Origin of the sequence: Rhodococcus sp. SMB37, from assembly GCF_004345605.1 — a bacterium.
In the GTDB taxonomy this organism is placed as follows: Bacteria; Actinomycetota; Actinomycetes; order Mycobacteriales; family Mycobacteriaceae; genus Rhodococcus.
Window position 1 is genome coordinate 95,393 of the sequence record NZ_SLVY01000019.1, and the last position, 17,485, is coordinate 112,877.

14 protein-coding genes and 1 pseudogene are annotated in these 17,485 nt (G+C 66.1%); 8 read left to right on the forward strand and 7 right to left on the reverse strand.

Annotated elements, in window-relative coordinates; all coding sequences use genetic code 11:
• Positions 1-50: 50 nt before the first annotated feature.
• Positions 51-1,634, forward strand: coding sequence for an amidophosphoribosyltransferase (gene purF, locus EV641_RS24895; protein ID WP_054718057.1), 1,584 nt, complete (start codon positions 51-53; stop codon positions 1,632-1,634).
• 154 nt (positions 1,635-1,788) lie between these two features.
• Positions 1,789-2,862 (forward strand): phosphoribosylformylglycinamidine cyclo-ligase, encoded by a 1,074-nt coding sequence (gene purM / locus EV641_RS24900; protein WP_132475429.1) that lies wholly within the window; start codon positions 1,789-1,791, stop codon positions 2,860-2,862.
• A 261-nt stretch (positions 2,863-3,123) separates the two neighbouring features.
• On the opposite strand, the gene EV641_RS24905 is transcribed toward purM, so the two are convergent.
• The 4 genes from EV641_RS24905 to EV641_RS24920 all read right to left on the reverse strand — a co-directional run bounded on the left by EV641_RS24905 (position 3,124) and on the right by EV641_RS24920 (position 6,264).
• Positions 3,124-3,318 carry a DUF3073 domain-containing protein gene (locus EV641_RS24905; protein WP_054718054.1) on the reverse strand — a complete coding sequence of 65 codons (195 nt, stop codon included), beginning with the start codon at positions 3,316-3,318 and terminating at the stop codon, positions 3,124-3,126.
• Positions 3,319-3,512: 194 nt separating this feature from the next.
• Positions 3,513-4,469, reverse strand: coding sequence for an asparaginase (locus EV641_RS24910; RefSeq protein WP_054718051.1), 957 nt, complete (start codon positions 4,467-4,469; stop codon positions 3,513-3,515).
• Positions 4,466-5,137, reverse strand: coding sequence for an MOSC domain-containing protein (locus EV641_RS24915; protein ID WP_132475432.1), 672 nt, complete (start codon positions 5,135-5,137; stop codon positions 4,466-4,468). Before EV641_RS24915 ends, EV641_RS24910 begins: the two co-directional genes overlap by 4 nt.
• Positions 5,134-6,264, reverse strand: coding sequence for a folate-binding protein YgfZ (locus EV641_RS24920; protein ID WP_132475434.1), 1,131 nt, complete (start codon positions 6,262-6,264; stop codon positions 5,134-5,136). Before EV641_RS24920 ends, EV641_RS24915 begins: the two co-directional genes overlap by 4 nt.
• A gap of 55 nt (positions 6,265-6,319) precedes the next feature.
• Here EV641_RS24920 and EV641_RS24925 point away from each other — a divergent pair, with 55 nt between their 5' ends.
• From EV641_RS24925 to EV641_RS24950, 6 genes and pseudogenes are all read left to right on the forward strand, one after another.
• Positions 6,320-7,174, forward strand: coding sequence for an aminodeoxychorismate lyase (locus EV641_RS24925; RefSeq protein WP_132475437.1), 855 nt, complete (start codon positions 6,320-6,322; stop codon positions 7,172-7,174).
• A gap of 210 nt (positions 7,175-7,384) precedes the next feature.
• The gene (locus EV641_RS24930; RefSeq protein WP_132475440.1) at positions 7,385-8,905 is read left to right on the forward strand and encodes a cytochrome ubiquinol oxidase subunit I; all 1,521 of its coding nucleotides are present in this window, start codon (positions 7,385-7,387) and stop codon (positions 8,903-8,905) included.
• Positions 8,906-8,914: 9 nt separating this feature from the next.
• Positions 8,915-9,952 (forward strand): cytochrome d ubiquinol oxidase subunit II, encoded by a 1,038-nt coding sequence (gene cydB, locus EV641_RS24935; RefSeq protein ID WP_132475443.1) that lies wholly within the window; start codon positions 8,915-8,917, stop codon positions 9,950-9,952.
• Positions 9,949-11,661: a thiol reductant ABC exporter subunit CydD gene (gene cydD / locus EV641_RS24940; protein WP_132475446.1), complete on the forward strand. Its 1,713-nt coding sequence runs from the start codon at positions 9,949-9,951 to the stop codon at positions 11,659-11,661. Before cydB ends, cydD begins: the two co-directional genes overlap by 4 nt.
• A complete protein-coding gene (gene cydC, locus EV641_RS24945; protein ID WP_132475449.1) occupies positions 11,658-13,331 on the forward strand; it encodes a thiol reductant ABC exporter subunit CydC in 1,674 nt (557 codons plus the stop codon). The genes cydD and cydC overlap by 4 nt, the downstream gene beginning before the upstream one ends.
• Positions 13,332-13,651: 320 nt before the next feature.
• Positions 13,652-15,397, forward strand: a pseudogene (locus tag EV641_RS24950) (BCCT family transporter).
• Positions 15,398-15,400: 3 nt separating this feature from the next.
• On the opposite strand, the gene EV641_RS24955 reads toward EV641_RS24950, so the two are convergent.
• From EV641_RS24955 to EV641_RS24965, 3 genes are all read right to left on the reverse strand, one after another.
• A complete protein-coding gene (locus EV641_RS24955; protein ID WP_132475452.1) occupies positions 15,401-16,060 on the reverse strand; it encodes an FABP family protein in 660 nt (219 codons plus the stop codon).
• A gap of 243 nt (positions 16,061-16,303) precedes the next feature.
• Positions 16,304-16,609, reverse strand: a complete 306-nt coding sequence (locus tag EV641_RS24960; RefSeq protein ID WP_054716598.1) for a DUF1416 domain-containing protein — start codon at positions 16,607-16,609, stop codon at positions 16,304-16,306.
• 4 nt (positions 16,610-16,613) lie between these two features.
• The gene (locus tag EV641_RS24965) at positions 16,614-17,447 is read right to left on the reverse strand and encodes a sulfurtransferase (protein WP_132475455.1); all 834 of its coding nucleotides are present in this window, start codon (positions 17,445-17,447) and stop codon (positions 16,614-16,616) included.
• Positions 17,448-17,485: the final 38 nt, after the last annotated feature.

Below are 17,485 nucleotides of genomic sequence, written 5' to 3' on the forward strand. Positions count from 1 at the left end.
CACGTAGAATGAAGATGCCCCGATTTTGTCCAGCCCCAGGGAGCACCCCGGTGACCAGTGCCGATCTGTCGGTTCACACACGCAATCTTCTCGCCTCAGACGAACCCGAGAACGAGCCGCGCGAAGAGTGCGGAGTCTTCGGAGTGTGGGCTCCCGGCGAGGACGTGGCGAAACTCACGTATTACGGGTTGTACGCTCTTCAGCACCGAGGCCAAGAGGCCGCGGGCATCGCTGTCTCCGACGGTTCGCAGGTGCTCGTATTCAAGGATCTCGGCCTGGTGAGCCAGGTATTCGACGAGCAGACGCTCGCCGCGATGCCCGGCCACATCGCCGTCGGCCACTGCCGCTATTCGACGACGGGGTCGACGACATGGGAGAACGCGCAGCCGATCTTCCGCACGACCGCGGCCGGCACCGGCATCGCCCTCGGCCACAACGGCAACCTCGTCAACACTGCCGAACTTGCGCAGAAGGCTCGGGAGCTGGGCGCGCTCGACCAGAATCGTCCGGGCGCCGCGTCCTCCGATTCCGATCTCGTCGGTGCGCTCCTCGCCCATGCGGCGGCGGACAACACGATCGAGGGCGCCGCAATGAAGCTGCTGCCGACGCTTCGTGGCGCGTTCTGCCTGACGTTCATGGACGAACACACCCTCTACGCGGCTCGCGACCCCTGGGGCATTCGTCCGCTGTGCCTGGGCCGCCTCGATCGTGGCTGGGTGGTCGCCAGCGAAACCGCGGCGCTCGACATCGTCGGTGCGTCCTTCGTTCGCGACATCGAGCCCGGTGAGCTGCTCGCCATCGATTCCGACGGTGTCCGGTCGTCCCGTTTCGCGGCGCCCGAGCCGAAGGGTTGCGTCTTCGAATACGTGTACCTGGCACGCCCCGACTCGACGATCGGTGGACGTTCGGTGCATGCGACCCGCGTCGAGATCGGCCGGCGCCTCGCGAAGGAACACCCGATCGACGCGGATCTCGTGATTCCGGTTCCCGAATCCGGCACTCCCGCTGCGGTCGGTTACGCCCAGGGCTCGGGCCTGCCGTACGGGCAGGGTCTGATGAAGAACGCCTACGTGGGCCGCACCTTCATCCAGCCGAGCCAGACGATCCGTCAGCTCGGTATTCGGCTCAAGCTGAATCCTCTGCGCGAGGTCATCCGCGGCAAGCGTCTCGTCGTCGTCGACGACTCGATCGTGCGTGGCAACACCCAGCGTGCACTGATCCGCATGCTGCGTGAGGCCGGTGCGCTCGAGATCCACGTCCGGATCGCGTCGGCCCCTGTGAAGTGGCCCTGCTTCTACGGCATCGACTTCGCGTCGCCCACCGAGCTCATCGCCAACGGTGGCGGTCACCGGGACACGAATGTCGACGAGCACGACTACGACGAGATGGTCGAGATGGTGCGCCGGTCGATCGGTGCCGACTCGCTCGGCTACATCTCGATCGACGGCATGATCGGCGCCACCGAGCAGCCGTCCTCGCGCCTGTGCGCGGCGTGCTTCGATGGGCAGTACCCGATTGCGCTGCCCACCGAGTACGCGATCGGCAAGAACGTCCTCGAAGGTGTCGTCGATGCGGAATCGGTCACTCCGACCGTCCTGGACAACGCCAACGCGGATGTTCTGAGCCGCCCGTAGATCCGGTTCCGGTACCGTGAGTGCGCGGTCGGCTCTCTCGGGCCCGCTTTCGCATGCGTTCCGACGGACACCGACCACCCTGCATTTCGGTCACGAACGTGCCGTCACGCAACCGACAACCCTATTCACAACTCGAAGCTGGAGCCGACAACCCATGACCGAGGAGACAACCCCCGGAGCTTCCTACGCAGCGGCAGGCGTGGACATCGAGGCGGGCGACAAGGCCGTCGAACTGTTCGCTCCGCACGCGAAGAGGGCCACACGACCGGAGGTGCTCGGAGGTCTCGGGGGCTTCGCGGGCCTGTTCGCACTCAAGGGCGACTACAAGGAGCCGCTGCTTGCCGCGTCCACCGACGGCGTCGGTACGAAGCTCGCGGTGGCGCAAGCACTGGACAAGCACGACACCGTCGGTCTCGACCTGGTGGCCATGGTCGTCGACGATCTGGTCGTGTGCGGTGCCGAGCCGCTGTTCCTGCAGGACTACATCGCTGTCGGGCGCGTCGTGCCCGAGCGTGTCGCCGAGATCGTCTCCGGCATCGCCGAGGGCTGTGTCCAGGCCGGCTGTGCCCTCCTCGGAGGCGAGACCGCGGAACACCCGGGCGTGATGGCCGACGGCGACTACGACCTGTCTGCGACCGGTGTCGGTGTGGTGGAGGCCGAGAAGCTCCTCGGACCCGACCGTGTCCGCCCGGGCGACGTCGTGATCGCGATGCGCTCGTCGGGACTGCACTCCAACGGATACTCCCTCGCGCGCAAGGTGCTGCTCGAGATCGGCAAGATGAGCCTGACGGCCCATGTCGACGAGTTCAGCCGCACACTCGGTGAGGAACTGCTCGAGCCGACGCGGATCTACGCGAAGGACTGCCTGGCTCTTGCCGCTGAGACCGAGGTGCGCACCTTCTGCCACGTCACCGGTGGCGGGCTTGCTGCCAACCTGGGACGCGTGATGCCGAAGGGCCTCGTCGCGGAACTCGACCGCACCACGTGGAGCCCGGCACCCGTGTTCGGCCTCATCGCTCAGCGCGGTCGGGTCGAGCGTGCTGAGATGGAGAAGACCTTCAACATGGGCGTCGGAATGGTCGCGATCGTCGCGCCCGAGGACGTCGACCGCGCCCTTGCGGTGCTCACGGCTCGGCACATCGAGAGCTGGACTCTCGGGACTGTCCGCAAGGCGCAGGACGCCGATGGTGAGCGTGCGCTGCTTCTGGGCGATCACCCGCGCTTCTGATTCTCACGGGACCGACCGGAAATTCGCAAGAGGTCGGGGTGCTGCGTGTACGCAGCACCCCGACCTTTGCCATGTTGTGAAGATGTGGCTGTCGCTACCTGATTGTGGGATCGACCCGGACAACCGAAAGCCGGCGAGTGTCGTGGACACTCGCCGGATCTTGCGGAACTACCGTTGTGCCGGCACTTCCGACCCGACTACACCACCAGCGGAGGGGGAGCCGATGATTCGGCTCCCCCTCCGCTGGTGGTACACGTCTGGTCAGCGGCGCCAGTCGTCCTCGTGGTCGTCGTCCCAACCGGAGGAACCCTGGTCGGCGAAGACCTCGTCCCTGTGCGAGTTCGTTGCACCGCCCGCCAACTCTCGTTGAAGGCTCTCGAAGTCGGTGGACGGCGAGCTGTACTTGAGTTGCCTTGCAACCTTGGTCTGCTTTGCCTTAGCTCGGCCGCGGCCCATGGCCAACCCCCTCGCGCTTTGACGGGGCGGCCTGGGGAATTTGGCGGCCCCGGTGTGTTGAGTATTTTCCTGTGCCCCACTTTAGCCTGGAAAACTCAGTTCCGCTCCCACCCACCCGGCCAGGCCGGTGTCCGTTACATCTCATTCACACCCGACCTGCGGTAATACAGTTTTCACATGTGTGAAGATGCGGCTCAGAACACCTCCGGTACGGCCCGTACGGTGCCCACACGTACGCCACCGCCGAGCACGGGTTGTGAGGCGAGCGCCGCGAGGTCCTCGTCGGCAGTGACTCCGAGCCGGGTGAGGACCGCAGCGGTGAGGGGGAGCCGGGCACGCTCGTGACCATCATCGATCTTGAACGCGAAGGCCGATCCATCCGGGAGTGCGCCCGCATGGATGCCGTCGGCTCCGGCCTTGCTCATCAGTCCCGGAACGGCCTGCATCAGCCGCAGATCGTCCTTGCCCGATCCCGAGATGAGGAACGGATGCTCGCGGATCGCATCGGCGACGGCGCGTTCGGGCGTGTCGGGATCAGCGGTCGCCAGCCGGGAGTACGCGCGGGCCAGGTTGATCAACGGCACCGGGACGATGGGAAGTCCGCATCCGTCGATACCGAGATCCGTCTCCTCGATGTCGCCCGTGAGATCGAGGATCGTCTCCACCACCGCCTGCTGCAGCGGGTGGCCGGCGTCGAGGTAGTTGTCGACAGGCCATTCGTTCGCGGCGCAGGTCGCGAGCATCGCGGCATGCTTGCCCGAACAATTCATGTAGGTGGGACGAGGGGCACGACCCGCCGCGAGTACCTCTGCGCGGGCAAGTTCGTTGCCGGGCAGATCCGCTGGACACTGCAGTGCGCCTTCCTCGAAGCCGGAGTAGGCGAGCAGCTCCTCGACGAGTTCGATGTGGTCCGATTCGCCTTCGTGCGAAGCCGTCGCGATGGCGAGTTCGGCGGTGTTGCGTGGGGTGAAGCCCAGCCGCAGCATCGCGGTCGCCTGCAACGGCTTGTTCGACGAGCGCGGGTAGACGGGGGTGTGGACCTCGCCCAGCGAGACGATCACCTCACCGCGCGGATCCAGGATCACCAGGGATCCCCGATGTATGCACTCCCGGAATCCGGAGCGCACCACTTCGACCAGTTCGACGCTCAATATTCCACCCGTACCTCTCGTCCTGCGACACGTTTCCGGGCCTTGGCCACGACGCTCGGCGACAGATCGTTCTGCTGTTCGAGCATCACTGCGATCCGCTCGGGATCGCGTCCGGTGAACAGATCCCGCACGGTGACCCCGTGCTCGGGCACGCCCTCGACGACGATCCGGTCGCCCGCCTGCACCGGTCCTTCGACGATCACCTTCAGATAGACGCCGGTGTCACCGCGGGCCGCGAACCGCTTGACCCACCCCGGTTCGCCCGACCACACGCCGAACGTGCCGCAGGGCGTGCGGGGGCCTGTCACTTCGAGCAGGAGACCGGCGTCGCCCACCCGCCACCGCTCGCCGATGACCGCGTCGCTGGTGGCGATGCCGCTCGTCCGCAGGTTCTCCCCGAACCATCCGGCGGGAAGGTCGCGGCCGAGGTCGCCGGCCCAGCGCCGGGCCTCGTCGTCGTCGTACACGTAGACGGCCTTGAAACGTCCACCGTGGTGCTCGGTGTCGCATTGACGGTCGCCGTCCAGGCCGAGACGACCGACATGGACGTGACTCTCCACGGGGCGCTTGTCGATCCCGGTGACGGGGACGCGGCGCGTGCCGCTGGCCCGGATCTCGTGCACCACACACACGGCGTCGACCCGGCCGGGATCGGGTGCCGAACTCACCGGCCGCGCAATCGGTCGACCGCGAGGCGGCCGGCCTGGACCGTATCGTCGACCGGCACCGAATCCGGGTCGATCGCTGCCGCGCAGGGGCCGACGACGAGTGAAGTGTCCGGCGCGATGTTCCGCTTGACGAGGGCCAATGCGATCGGACCCAGCTCGTAGTGATCGACGACGGTGCCGAGCCGCCCGACCGACCGACCTCCGGCGGTGATCGCCTCACCGGGTTCGGGGCGACCGTCGGCCGAGCCGTCGAGGTGCAGCAGCACCAGGTGCCGTGGGGGTTTACCGAGATTGTGCACGCGGGCCACGGTCTCCTGGCCGCGATAGCAACCCTTGTCGAGGTGTACGGCGCCTGCCTCTGCGGGGCTGCCGATCCACCGCGCCTCATGCGGGATGGTGCGGTCGTCGGTGTCGAGACCGACCCGTGGCCGGGCGTCGGCGACGCGCAGTGCCTCGAACGCCCAGATCCCGGCTGCGCGGGCTCCGGCCGTGGTGAGCGCAGCGAAGGTCTCGGCGAGCTTCTCGCCCGGCACGAGGAGATCGTAGGAGTGCTCGGTGGGCCACGGCATTCGCCGCACGAATCCACCGCCGGGGAGCGGGACGGCCGCATACGTCTCGGTGGGTAAGGCCTCGAGGCCCAGTGCGGCGAGGATCGGCGCACCGCCGGCATCGGGACCCAGCAGCGTCAGCACCGCGAGTTCGTTACCGTCGCGCGGCTCGGCCTTGGCCCAGAACACCATCTTGGCGAGGAACCCGAGGAGTTCGGGGCCGCGGTCGTGTTCGGTGTCGATCCATGTGACGCCGTCGAGGTCGGTCTGCACGAAGTGGTGCTCGACGCGCCCGTTCAAGTCGAGACTGAGGTTCTCTGCGGAGGCGCCGTCGGGCAGTGACTGCACGTGCTGGCTGGAAATCGTGTGCAGCCAGCTCAGGCGCTCGTCGCCGGGGATCGCGATGACGAAGCGGTTGGAGCGGTCGACGACGGCGACGGAGGTGATGGCGGCGCGCTGTTCGCCCAGTGGGTCCCCGTAGTGCCATGGCAGGCCCTCATCGGGACTTCCGGGCGGTGACGCGACGGCATCGGGGAAGGTGAGCAACGGGCTCTCGGACACGATCGGAAACTCGGCCACGACACCAGTCTATGGGGAAGCGATCGGCGGGGGAGTAATGGATAGGGTGGGCGGCATGGCTGATCGGGTGCTGGTGACGCTGGATGGCGAGGTGAGGGATGCTGATGCGCCCCTGCTGCACGCCGACGATTCCGGAGTGCTGCGAGGGGATGGTGTCTTCGAGACGCTGCTGGTGAGAGGTGGTAAAGCTCGCGCGATCGAGCTGCATCTTGCACGGCTCGCTTCGTCGGCATCCGCGGCGGATCTACCCGCTCCCGAGCTCGACGACTGGCGACTGGCGATCGACCTCGCCGTCGAGCAGTGGGGAGACACGCGCGAAGGCGCACTTCGTCTCGTGTACACCCGAGGCAGAGAATTCGGCGAGGCACCCACCGCGTTTCTGCTGGTGACGCCGGTGGCCGAGCGCGTGAACGCCGCGCGGCGCGACGGAGTCTCCGTGGTGTCGCTCGAGCGCGGATTCTCCGTGGACCTGGCGCAGAAGGCGCCGTGGCAACTCCTCGGCGCGAAGACCCTTTCTTATGCGACCAACATGGCCGCGCTGCGGCACGCGGAGTCCGTCGGGGCCGACGACGTGATCTACACGAGCAGCGAGGGCCATGTCCTCGAGGGCCCGCGGTCGACGGTGGTGATCGCGCGCGGTCGAGCCTTGCTCACCACACCCCCGGAGCAGGGCATCCTGCCGGGCACCACCCAGCAGGCACTGTTCGACGCGGCACGCGGTCACGACTTCACAGTGCGCTATGAGGCATTGCGGCCCGCCGACCTCATCGTCGCCGACGGTGTGTGGCTGTTGTCGAGTGTGGCGCTCGCCGTGCGCGTGCACACGCTCGACGGCCACTCGCTGGCCACCGACGCGCTCGACGGGGAGATCGAGAAGTTGGTCGACAAGGCGATCGACACCGCACGCTGATACTCGAGTGAGCTCGGCCTCGGCTGTGGCCGCGGTGTGGTTGTGGCCACCGATGGTGGGCGACACCGACATTTTCTACTACCGTTCGTAGTAACAAGCCGTGGTGCATGTGCGGCCGCGGTCTTGTGCGCAGAATCCGACGTGGGCCCCCGCGTTCGGACTTCATCCAGGTACTGGGCTCCACCTGTACTGGTTCGACTCGGAGTGGCAATGGACGTGCTCGACCTGTCCCGATGGCAATTCGGGATCACGACGGTATATCACTTCATTCTTGTTCCGTTGACCATCGGGCTCGCTCCCATGATCGCGATCATGCAGACGATGTGGGTGGTCACGAAGAAGGATCACTGGTATCGGCTCACCAAGTTCTTCGGGAAGATGTTTCTGATCAACTTCGCACTCGGTGTGGCCACCGGAATTGTGCAGGAATTCCAGTTCGGCATGAACTGGAGTGAGTACTCGCGCTTCGTCGGCGACGTGTTCGGTGCGCCGCTCGCGCTCGAAGGCCTCGTCGCCTTCTTCATGGAATCCACCTTCCTGGGACTGTGGATCTTCGGCTGGAGTCGCCTGCCGAAGCTCGTACACCTCGCGACCATCTGGCTCGTCGCCATCGGCGTCAACGCCTCCGCGTACTTCATCATCGCGGCCAACTCGTTCATGCAGCACCCGGTGGGTGCCGTGTACAACCCGGAGACCGGTCGCGCAGAGCTGACGAGCATCTGGGAACTGCTCACCAACAACACCGCGCTCGCGGCGTTCCCGCATGCCGTGGCAGGCGGCTTCCTCACCGCGTCGACCTTCGTCGCCGGTATCGGAGGCTGGTGGATGGTGCGGAACATGCGACGCGCCAAGAAGCTCCGCGAGTCCGAAGGTGCCGAGTTCGACGTGCTCGAAGCCGAGCGGCTCGAATCGGATTCGCGGATGATGTTCCGCCCCGCGACCCGGCTGGGCCTGCTCATCATGATCGTCTCGGGTATCGGCCTGTTCGTGACAGGCGATGTCCAGGCCAAGCTCATGTTCGAGCAGCAGCCCATGAAGATGGCCTCGGCGGAATCGTTGTGCCATACCGAAACCGACCCGAACTTCTCGATCCTCACCATCGGTACCCACAACGACTGCGACGGCGTGATCCACGTTCTCGAAGTGCCGTTCGTGCTGCCGTACCTCGCCCAGGGCGAGTTCACCGGAGTGACGCTGCAGGGTGTCGAAGACCTGCAGGCCCAGTACGAAGAGCAGTTCGGCCCAGGCAATTACAAGCCCAACTTGTTCGTCACCTACTGGTCGTTCCGCGCGATGATCGGCCTCGCGGCGGGATCCGCAGCACTGGCGCTCGCCGGCCTGTGGGTCACCCGACGCGGCCGGGTGCCCGATCAGAAGTGGTTCGGTTGGCTCAGCATCGCGGCGATTCCCACACCGTTCCTCGCGAACAGTGCAGGCTGGATCTTCACCGAAATGGGCCGCCAGCCCTGGGTGGTCCACCCGAACCCGACCGGTGTCGACATGATCCGGCTCACCGTCGAACAGGGTGTGTCGGACCACGCTCCCGCGACCGTGATCACCTCGCTCGTCGCGTTCACCCTGGTCTACGCCGGCCTCGGTGTCGTGTGGTTCTGGCTCATCCGCAAGTACGCGATGGAAGGCCCGCTGGAGCACGACGCGCAGCCACCCGGCGAACACGACGACGAGTCCGACGACAACGGGCAGCCGAAACAGCTGTCCTTCGCGTACTAGGAGACGGTCATGGGGCTTCAAGAAGTCTGGTTCATCCTGATCGCCGTACTGTTCACCGGATACTTCGTCCTCGAGGGATTCGATTTCGGTGTGGGCATGCACATGCCGGTACTCGGGCGAGGCAGGGACGAGACCGCCGACACCCGTCGGCGCGTGCTGCTCAACACCATCGGGCCCGTGTGGGACGGAAACGAGGTGTGGCTGATCACCGCCGGCGGCGCGTTGTTCGCCGCGTTCCCCGAGTGGTACGCGACCCTGTTCTCAGGGTTCTACCTCCCGCTACTACTGGTCCTGCTCGCGCTCATCGTCCGCGTGTGCGCCATCGAATGGCGCGGCAAGATCGACGATCCGACGTGGCGCCGCCGCTGCGACTGGGGCATCATCTTCGGGTCATGGGTGCCCGCGGTGCTGTGGGGCGTGGCATTTGCGAACATCATCCGCGGTGTCGCAATCGACGAGAACAAGCAGTTCGTCGGGGGATTCTTCGATCTGCTCAACCCTTACGCGCTGCTCGGCGGCGTCACGACCGCACTCGTGTTTGCGCTGCACGGGGCAGTGTTCATCGCTCTGAAGACCGCGGGTGACGTGCACGAGGACGCGGTGAAGCTGGCCCGGCGGCTGGCGATCCCGGCCATCCCGGTCGCGGGTGGGTTCGTACTGTGGACCCAGCTGGCCTACGGCAAGGACTGGACGTGGATCCTCGTGGCCGTCGCGGCGCTGTCGCTGTTGGTGGTCGTCGCACTCACTGCCGCCGAACGTGAGGGCTGGGCATTCGCGTTCACCACCGTCGCGATCATCGCGACCATCGTCCTGCTGTTCGCGTCGCTGTTCCCGAACGTCATGCCGTCCACCCTGGATCCGGCATGGTCGCTGACGATCGAGAACGCGTCGTCGAGCCCGTACACCCTGAAGGTCATGACCTGGGCTGCGGCGATCATGACCCCGATCGTCCTGATCTATCAGGGCTGGACGTACTGGGTTTTCCGCCAACGGATCTCGACCGGCCAGATTCCCAAGTCCATCGGGCTGACAATCGGATCGAAGTGACCGTCGAGTCCGCTGCTGTCCCCGCCGACGTGCGTGCACGCCGGCGGGGACCGATCGACCCGCGGCTGTGGCGTCACTCCGCGGCGGCGCGCGGGTACCTCATCCTCACTGTGGTCACGTCGCTCGTCGATGTGGTGATGGTGATCGTGACCGCGCTCATGATCGGCACGGTCCTTGCCGGGATCATCACCACCGACGCTCGGTCGCTCGGGGACTGGACCACCGAACTCGGCGTCCTCACCGTGGCCATCGTCGTGCGGGTCGCTGTGACCTGGCTGCATGCGCGGTACGCGCACCGGTCCGCAACGCGTGTGATCGCCGAACTCGAACACGAAGTCCTCGATGCCGCGTCGGGTCTGCCGCCCCGCGAACTCGATCCGCGCCGCGACGAGATCGCCACGGTGCTCACCCGCGGACTCGACGGACTCGGCGACTACCTCACCGGCTACATCCCGGCACTGCTCCTGGCCGTCACGCTCACCCCGATCACGGTCGTCGTCATCGCCACGCAAGACCTCACATCCGCGATCATCGTCGTGGTCACGCTACCGCTGATCCCGATATTCATGATCCTCATCGGATTCCTCACCAAAGGGAAAGCCGACCGCACCCTGTCGGCGATGACCACGCTGTCGTCGCAACTGCTCGACCTGGTCGCGGGGCTGCCGACCCTGCGCGCACTGGGCCGTGAACGCGGACCGGAAGCCCGTGTCCGCGAACTCGGTGACGATCATCGCCGCACCACGATGTCGGCGCTCCGCGTCGCGTTCCTGTCGGGCACCGTGCTCGAATTCCTCGCTACCCTCTCGGTCGCGCTCGTCGCGGTGGCCATCGGCATGCGCCTCGTCACCGGTGGGATGCCCCTCGAGGCAGGCATCATCGCACTGGTCCTCGCCCCGGAGGCCTACCGGCCACTTCGCACGGTGGGCAGTAAGTTCCATGCCGCCGAGGACGGGATGGCCGCCGCAGACAGGGCATTCGCGATCCTCGACAGCGCGGGGACCGGTGCGACCCGACCCGGATCGGCAGCATCGAGCGAGCGTCCCGGTCGGAGCCGCGAGGTCGCACCGGAGTTGGTGTTCGACGGGCTGAGTGTCGGGAGCCGCGACGGATACGCCCCGCACCGACTCGACGCGATCTGCCGACCCGGCGAGATCACCGCCCTTTCCGGACCCAACGGCAGCGGCAAGTCGACCGCACTGCTCGCGCTCCTCGGCCTCGCCGAACCGGCGGAAGGACACGTCACCGTCGACGGCATCCCGGCGGAAGGCACCGATCAATGGTGGGAGCGGGTCGCCTGGCTGCCGCAGCGACCCGTGCTGCTCCCCGGAACCCTCGCCGGCAACCTGTGGCTCACCGGCGTCGACCCCGCGAACCCCGAACTCGACGACATCTGCGCGGCCACGGGATTCGACGCCGTTCTCGCCGAACTTCCGGATCGGTGGAACACCGTCGTCGGTGCCGACGGAACCGGTCTGTCGCTGGGCCAGAGGCAACGGCTGGCACTCACCCGAACTCTGGCGTCACCGCGAGAAGTCCTGCTGCTCGACGAACCCACCGCGCACCTCGACGACGCCACCGAAGCTACCGTCCTGGACGCCCTTCGCGCTCGTGCACGGGCAGGCCGCACCGTCGTGATCGTCGCGCACCGACCGTCCCTGCTCGCGATCGCGGACCGGGTGGTCGCGGTGGAAGGTGGTGTCCGATGAGTGGTCATTTCCTGCGCAGGGCCATGGCGCTGCTCGAGCTCGAACCTCGCCGCGTGATCATCGCTGTGGTCGCGGGTGTCGCGACGCTCGGTAGCGCACTGCTGCTCGCGGGCATCTCGGCGTGGCTCATCGTGCGCGCGTGGGAGATGCCGCCGGTCCTCGATCTGACCGTCGCGGTCGTCGCGGTGCGTGCACTGGGTATCTCGCGCGGACTCTTCCGGTACTTCGAGCGGCTCGCCACACATGACACCGCGCTGCGCGGCATGACATCGGCGCGATCGCGGCTCTACGAGCGCCTCGCGGAGGGGGATCCCGCTGCTTCCGCAGGGCTGCGACGCGGGGATCTGCTCTCACGCACCGGCTCCGATGTCGACGCACTCGGCGACGTCGTGGTGCGTGCCCTCGTGCCCATCGCCGTCGCGGTCGTACTGAGTCTCGCCGCCGTGATCACGGTCGGGGTGATCGTCCCTGCCGCCGGCGCCGTTCTCGCCATCGCTCTGCTGCTGGCGGGCGTCGTCGCACCGTGGCTGTCGGCGTCCGCCGCGGCCCGTGCAGAGGCCGACGGTGATGCCGCCCGGACCCGCTTCGGCGAGGACGCCGTGACCGCACTCGATCACGCCGCAGAACTACGTGTCGCGGGGCGTTTGACCTCCGTGACGGACCGTGCGCGGGCCGCGAATCTCGAATCGGTGCGTGCCACCGACCGTTCGGCCGTCCCTGCCGCATTCGCGGATGCGGCAGCACCTCTCGCGGTGGGGGCGAGTGTGCTCGGGGCTCTCCTGATCGGTGTCACCGCATTCGGATCGGATGCTGCGACGATGAGCCCTACGACGCTCGGCATCCTCGTGTTGCTGCCGTTGTCCGCGTTCGAAGCCACCGCGGCGCTCCCTGCTGCGGCGCAGACCCTGACCCGCGCTCGACTCGCGGCCCGGCGCATCGTCGACCTACTCGACCGTGCAGATCGCCCCGTGCCCCACGGCACCGCATCCGCGGACGGCCCCGGCAGACTCCGTGCCGACGGGTTGCGCAGCGGATGGCCGGGTGGCGTGTGCACCCGACCCGTCGACCTGGACGCTGCGCCTGGTTCGCGGGTCGCGATCGTCGGAAGCAGCGGTAGCGGCAAGACCACCACGGTGATGACACTGGCCGGGTTGCTGGCACCGGCAGGTGGTTCGGTCACCCTCGACGGTGTGGATCTCGCGGAGATCGATCAGGCTGCTCTCCGCCGACGTGTTGCATTCTTCGCCGAGGACGCCCACATCTTCGACACCTCGATCCTCGAGAATCTGCGCGTTGCCCGGGGAACCGTCGACGAGTCCGAGGCGCGGGCTGCGCTCGCGTCGGTCGGTCTGGGGGAGTGGGTCGACGCACTACCGAACGGTGTCGACACGGTGCTGGCCTCCGGCGCCCGCGACATCTCGGGTGGCCAGCGACGCCGGTTGCTCCTGGCACGAGCGATCCTGTCGCCGGCGGAGATATTGCTGCTCGACGAACCGGCCGAGCACCTCGATGCCGAGGATGCCGCGCATCTGCAGCGGCAACTCCTCGATTCCGGTTCGGGACTCGTCGATCCTGCCCGTACGGTCGTCGTGGTCACGCACAGCCTGCCCGCGGGCACCGCCGCTGACCTGGTGGTACGCATCGAGAAAAATGCGTTGCCGACGCCGTGATCCGCGCGTACTTTCTCAGGTACACGAGAAAGGAGGTGGTCTGGAAGTGATTGATATTCGGACGCGTGAGGTGACCATCCGCTAGCAGTGTGACGACGGAATTCACCCGCCGCACGCGGTAGGCGAATCCCAGGTGGTCACCCGGCCCCCGAGCACCGGTCTGTCCGGACCGGATCCGACATTCGCGGAGGAATTCCGTGGAGAGTCGGCGGCTCGGGGGTCGTTCTTGTGTGCTCGACACCGTAAATGTGAGGAAACCGTCGCGTGCACATATGGGTGAATCGGGTATGGCGGCCGAGCCGGTGGGGTACATGTAGCGGATGCCGATCTTGCAGCGCGCTCATGACGCCCTCCGGCTGCGGACATCGCCGGGCATCTTCTTCGCGTCGGCGGCGGTGGCGATCTTGTTCGTCGTCGTGACGATCGCTTTCACCGACGCCGTCGACCAGATCTTCAGCACCGCGTCGACCTGGATCATGACCAACCTGGGCTGGTTCTACATCCTAGGCGTCACGACCTTTCTCCTCTTTCTGGTGGGGATTGCGCTCACCCGATACGGCCGGGTCCGGCTCGGTGGCGACGACGAGCGGCCCGAGCATTCGAACATCACCTGGTTCTCGATGCTCTTCGCCGCAGGCATCGGTACGATCCTGATGTTCTGGGCTGTTGCCGAGCCGATCTCGCATTTCGCGAACCCGCCGATGTAGGATGTCGAGCCCCGTTCGGTCGAGGCCGCTCAGGAAGCGATGGGCTTCGCCCTCTATCACTTCGGCCTGCACACCTGGACGATCTTTGCGTTGCCGGGTCTGTGTTTCGGATACTTCATCTACAAGCGGCACCTGCCGCCCCGGGTGAGTTCGATCTTCGCGCCGATTCTCGGCGTCCGTATCTACGGCCCGATCGGCCACGCCATCGATGTCCTCGCGATCCTCGGCACGGTGTTCGGTGTCGCGACATCGGTGGGTCTCGGAACACTGCAGATCAACGCCGGTCTCGCGCAGCTGTTCGACCTCGAAGAGTCCGGATTCATCCAGATCGGGCTGATCGCGATCGTGACAGTGATGGCGGGTATCTCGGTGGCACTCGGACTCGACAAAGGCATCAAGCGGTTGTCGAATCTCAACATCGGTATGGCCGTGGGTCTTCTGGTGTTCGTGCTGGTCACCGGGCCGAGCCTGTTTCTGCTCAAAGGCATGATCGAATCGGTCGGAATCTATGCGGAGGCCCTGCCGCGGCTCGCATTCTGGAACGACACCTTCGCGAGCTCCGGCTGGCAGAACACGTGGACGGTGTTCTACTGGGCGTGGACCATCACGTGGTCGCCGTTCGTCGGAATCTTCATCGCCCGGATCTCGCGCGGCCGCACGATCCGAGAATTCGTCGGTGGCGTGCTCGGATTACCCGTGCTGTTCTCGGTGATCTGGTTCAGCATCTTCGGCATGGGATCGTTCGACATCGAGCTCAACGGCGAAGGTGGGCTCGTCGAGCGCGTCGTTGGCGACGGCGACATCCCCGGTGCACTTTTCGAGTTCCTCGGGCATTTCCCGTTCACGGGATTCGTCTCGTTCATCGCCATTGTGCTCGTGGTGATCTTCTTCGTCACGTCGGTGGATTCGACCGCGATGGTGCTCGACATGATGGCGTCCGGGCACGAGGAGAAGGCACCGATCCATCAACGTCTCTTCTGGGCGATCCTGATGGGTCTGGTCGCGTCGACCATGCTCGTCGCGACCGGCAAGGACGGCCTCGACGCGCTGCAACAGCTGATCACGGTGGTCGGTCTGCCGTTCTTCGTGATGGGTTTCGTGATGATGTACAGCTTGGTGCGGGGAATCCGCGAAGACCTCGGTGAGCGCCCGGAACCGGTCACCCGTCAGTGGCCTCAGGTGCATACAGCCGAAGCTCTTGCTGCGGCCGAGGAATTGCCCGCACCCGAAGTCGTGGTGGTCACGCACGCGATCCCGGAGGTGGGATCGGGCACTACCGACGACGAGGACCACGACAGCAACGCCGGGGACCGCAAGGGACCGGAGTCCGGTGCCGAAGACCCGTCGGAGACGAGGTGATCGTCAGCCGACGTAGCGGGACAACCGCGCTGACATGCGCGGGACCAGTTCGCCGTCGGCGATGACGCGTTCTTCGACGTAGGCGAGGTCCCCGCCTTCGACGATGCCGTAGAGCCGCTTGGCTCCTCCCACGTCCTCGCCGGACTTCGTACGGATCACCACGTCCGTCGCGAGCTCCCACGACGACTGGGTCAGGGCCGTTCCGTAGTACAGCTCGACGACACCGGCGCTGTGGGTGAGGAGCAGCTCGACGGTTTCCGGGTCCTCGCTGCCGGCGGCGTCGGTACCCGACACACGCCAGAAGCCGCTCTCTCGACGGTCCGGTGCACTGAATTCGCCGGCGTCGTCGAGACGCCACGAACGTGCTTCCCACGCTAGGTAATCAGCGCCGCTGTGCGTGACGACGATCTGCTGACCGAAGCGGTAGTCGCCCGTCTCGGGATCGTGTCCCTCACCCTCGCCGCGCCACACACCCACCAGCGGCAGTAACGCGAGCATCGCCGGGTCGAGATCGGGGCCGAACCTCAGGTTCGCGGTGTCTTCCGGGCCGGGCAGGCCAGGTAGAGCCGAGATGTTGCGCTCGGCTGTGGCAGCCGCGCGCTTCTCGGCCTCCGCGATCGCGTCGTTACCGCTGCGGCGTGAGTCGTCCGATTCCGCAGTCACTAGTCTTGAGTGACCAGGCGGTAGATCGTGTACAGCGCAAACCAGGTGATGAGCAACGCTGCGAGGACCAGGAGAACTTCGAAGAAAATGACCACGCGGCCATCTTAGACCTCGGCAGGAATACCCGCCGACGACGGGTCCGGGTTGTGCAGGAGCGAACCGGCATTCACGATGTCATGGAACGCAGAAAGGGCCTGAGTCCGGTGTGATTCCGGACCCAGGCCCTCGCTGACCGGGGGGATACTACTTCGCGACGGTGACGTCGACGTTGTGCACGCCGGCTGCAGTCGGGCTCACTGTCGCGGTGCCGTTGCCCGTGCTGGACAGCGCGCGGATCTTCCAGTCGCCGGGCGCGGCGAAGAACCGGAAGTCACCGGTCGCCGACGCAACGACCTCGGCGGTGAATTCATCGCCACCGTCGAGCAGGCGGACGAAGGCGCCACCGACGGGCTGTCCGTCGGCTGCGAGAACACGGCCGGTGATGACCGTTTCCTTCTCGGTGTCGACGTTCGACGGAAGAGTCTGGGACTGGACGGGTGCTCCACACATGTTCTTATGCTCCCAATTCGATCGGTGCGCCGACGAGTGAGCCGTACTCGACCCAGCTGCCGTCGTAGTTCTTGACATTCTTCTTGCCGAGGATCTCCTGCAGCACGAACCAGGTGTGGCTCGAGCGCTCGCCGATGCGGCAGTACGCGATGGTTTCCTTGCTGTCGTCGAAGCCCTTCTCCGAGTAGAGAGCGGTGAGGTCCTCGTCGGACTTGAAGGTGCCGTCCTCATTGGCGGTGGTGCTCCACGGGATGTTGATCGCCCCGGGAACGTGTCCGCGCTGCTGGGCCTGCTCCTGCGGGAGGTGCGCGGGAGCGAGGATCTTGCCGGAGAACTCGTCGGGCGAACGCACGTCGACGAGGTTCTTGCTGCCGATGGCGTCGATGACCTCGTCACGGAACGCACGGATCGACGTGTCGGGCGCGGAGGCCTTGTACTCGGTGGCCGGGCGGGTGACCTCGTCCTTCGACAGCGGGCGACCGTCGAGTTCCCACTTCTTACGGCCACCGTCGATGAGCTTGACGTCCTGGTGACCGTACAGCTTGAAGTACCAGTAGGCGTACGCCGCGAACCAGTTGTTGTTGCCGCCGTAGAGCACGACGGTGTCGTCGTTCGCGACACCCTTCGCAGACAGCAGAGCGGAGAACTGCTCCTGGTTCAGGAAGTCGCGGCGGACCGCGTCCTGAAGATCCTTGCGCCAGTCGAGGCGGATCGCGCCCTCGATGTGACCGCCTTCGTAGGCGGAGGTGTCTTCGTCGACCTCGATGAAGACGGTCTTCGGCGCTTGCAGGTTCTTCTCGGCCCAGTCGGCGGAGACCAGAACATCGGAGCGAGCCATGGTTGTTCCTTTCGTGATGAATCTGAAGGACTTGTGGG

Excerpts from the sequence above, each read along its gene's own strand:
- EV641_RS24960 (WP_054716598.1), bottom strand. The coding sequence starts at position 16,609 with ATGTGTGGAGCACCCGTCCAGTCCCAGACTCTTCCGTCGAACGTCGAC.
- cydC (WP_132475449.1), top strand. The coding sequence starts at position 11,658 with ATGAGTGGTCATTTCCTGCGCAGGGCCATGGCGCTGCTCGAGCTCGAA.
- cydB (WP_132475443.1), top strand. The coding sequence starts at position 8,915 with ATGGGGCTTCAAGAAGTCTGGTTCATCCTGATCGCCGTACTGTTCACC.
- EV641_RS24930 (WP_132475440.1), top strand. The coding sequence starts at position 7,385 with ATGGACGTGCTCGACCTGTCCCGATGGCAATTCGGGATCACGACGGTA.
- purM (WP_132475429.1), top strand. The coding sequence starts at position 1,789 with ATGACCGAGGAGACAACCCCCGGAGCTTCCTACGCAGCGGCAGGCGTG.
- EV641_RS24905 (WP_054718054.1), bottom strand. The coding sequence starts at position 3,318 with ATGGGCCGCGGCCGAGCTAAGGCAAAGCAGACCAAGGTTGCAAGGCAA.
- EV641_RS24925 (WP_132475437.1), top strand. The coding sequence starts at position 6,320 with ATGGCTGATCGGGTGCTGGTGACGCTGGATGGCGAGGTGAGGGATGCT.
- EV641_RS24965 (WP_132475455.1), bottom strand. The coding sequence starts at position 17,447 with ATGGCTCGCTCCGATGTTCTGGTCTCCGCCGACTGGGCCGAGAAGAAC.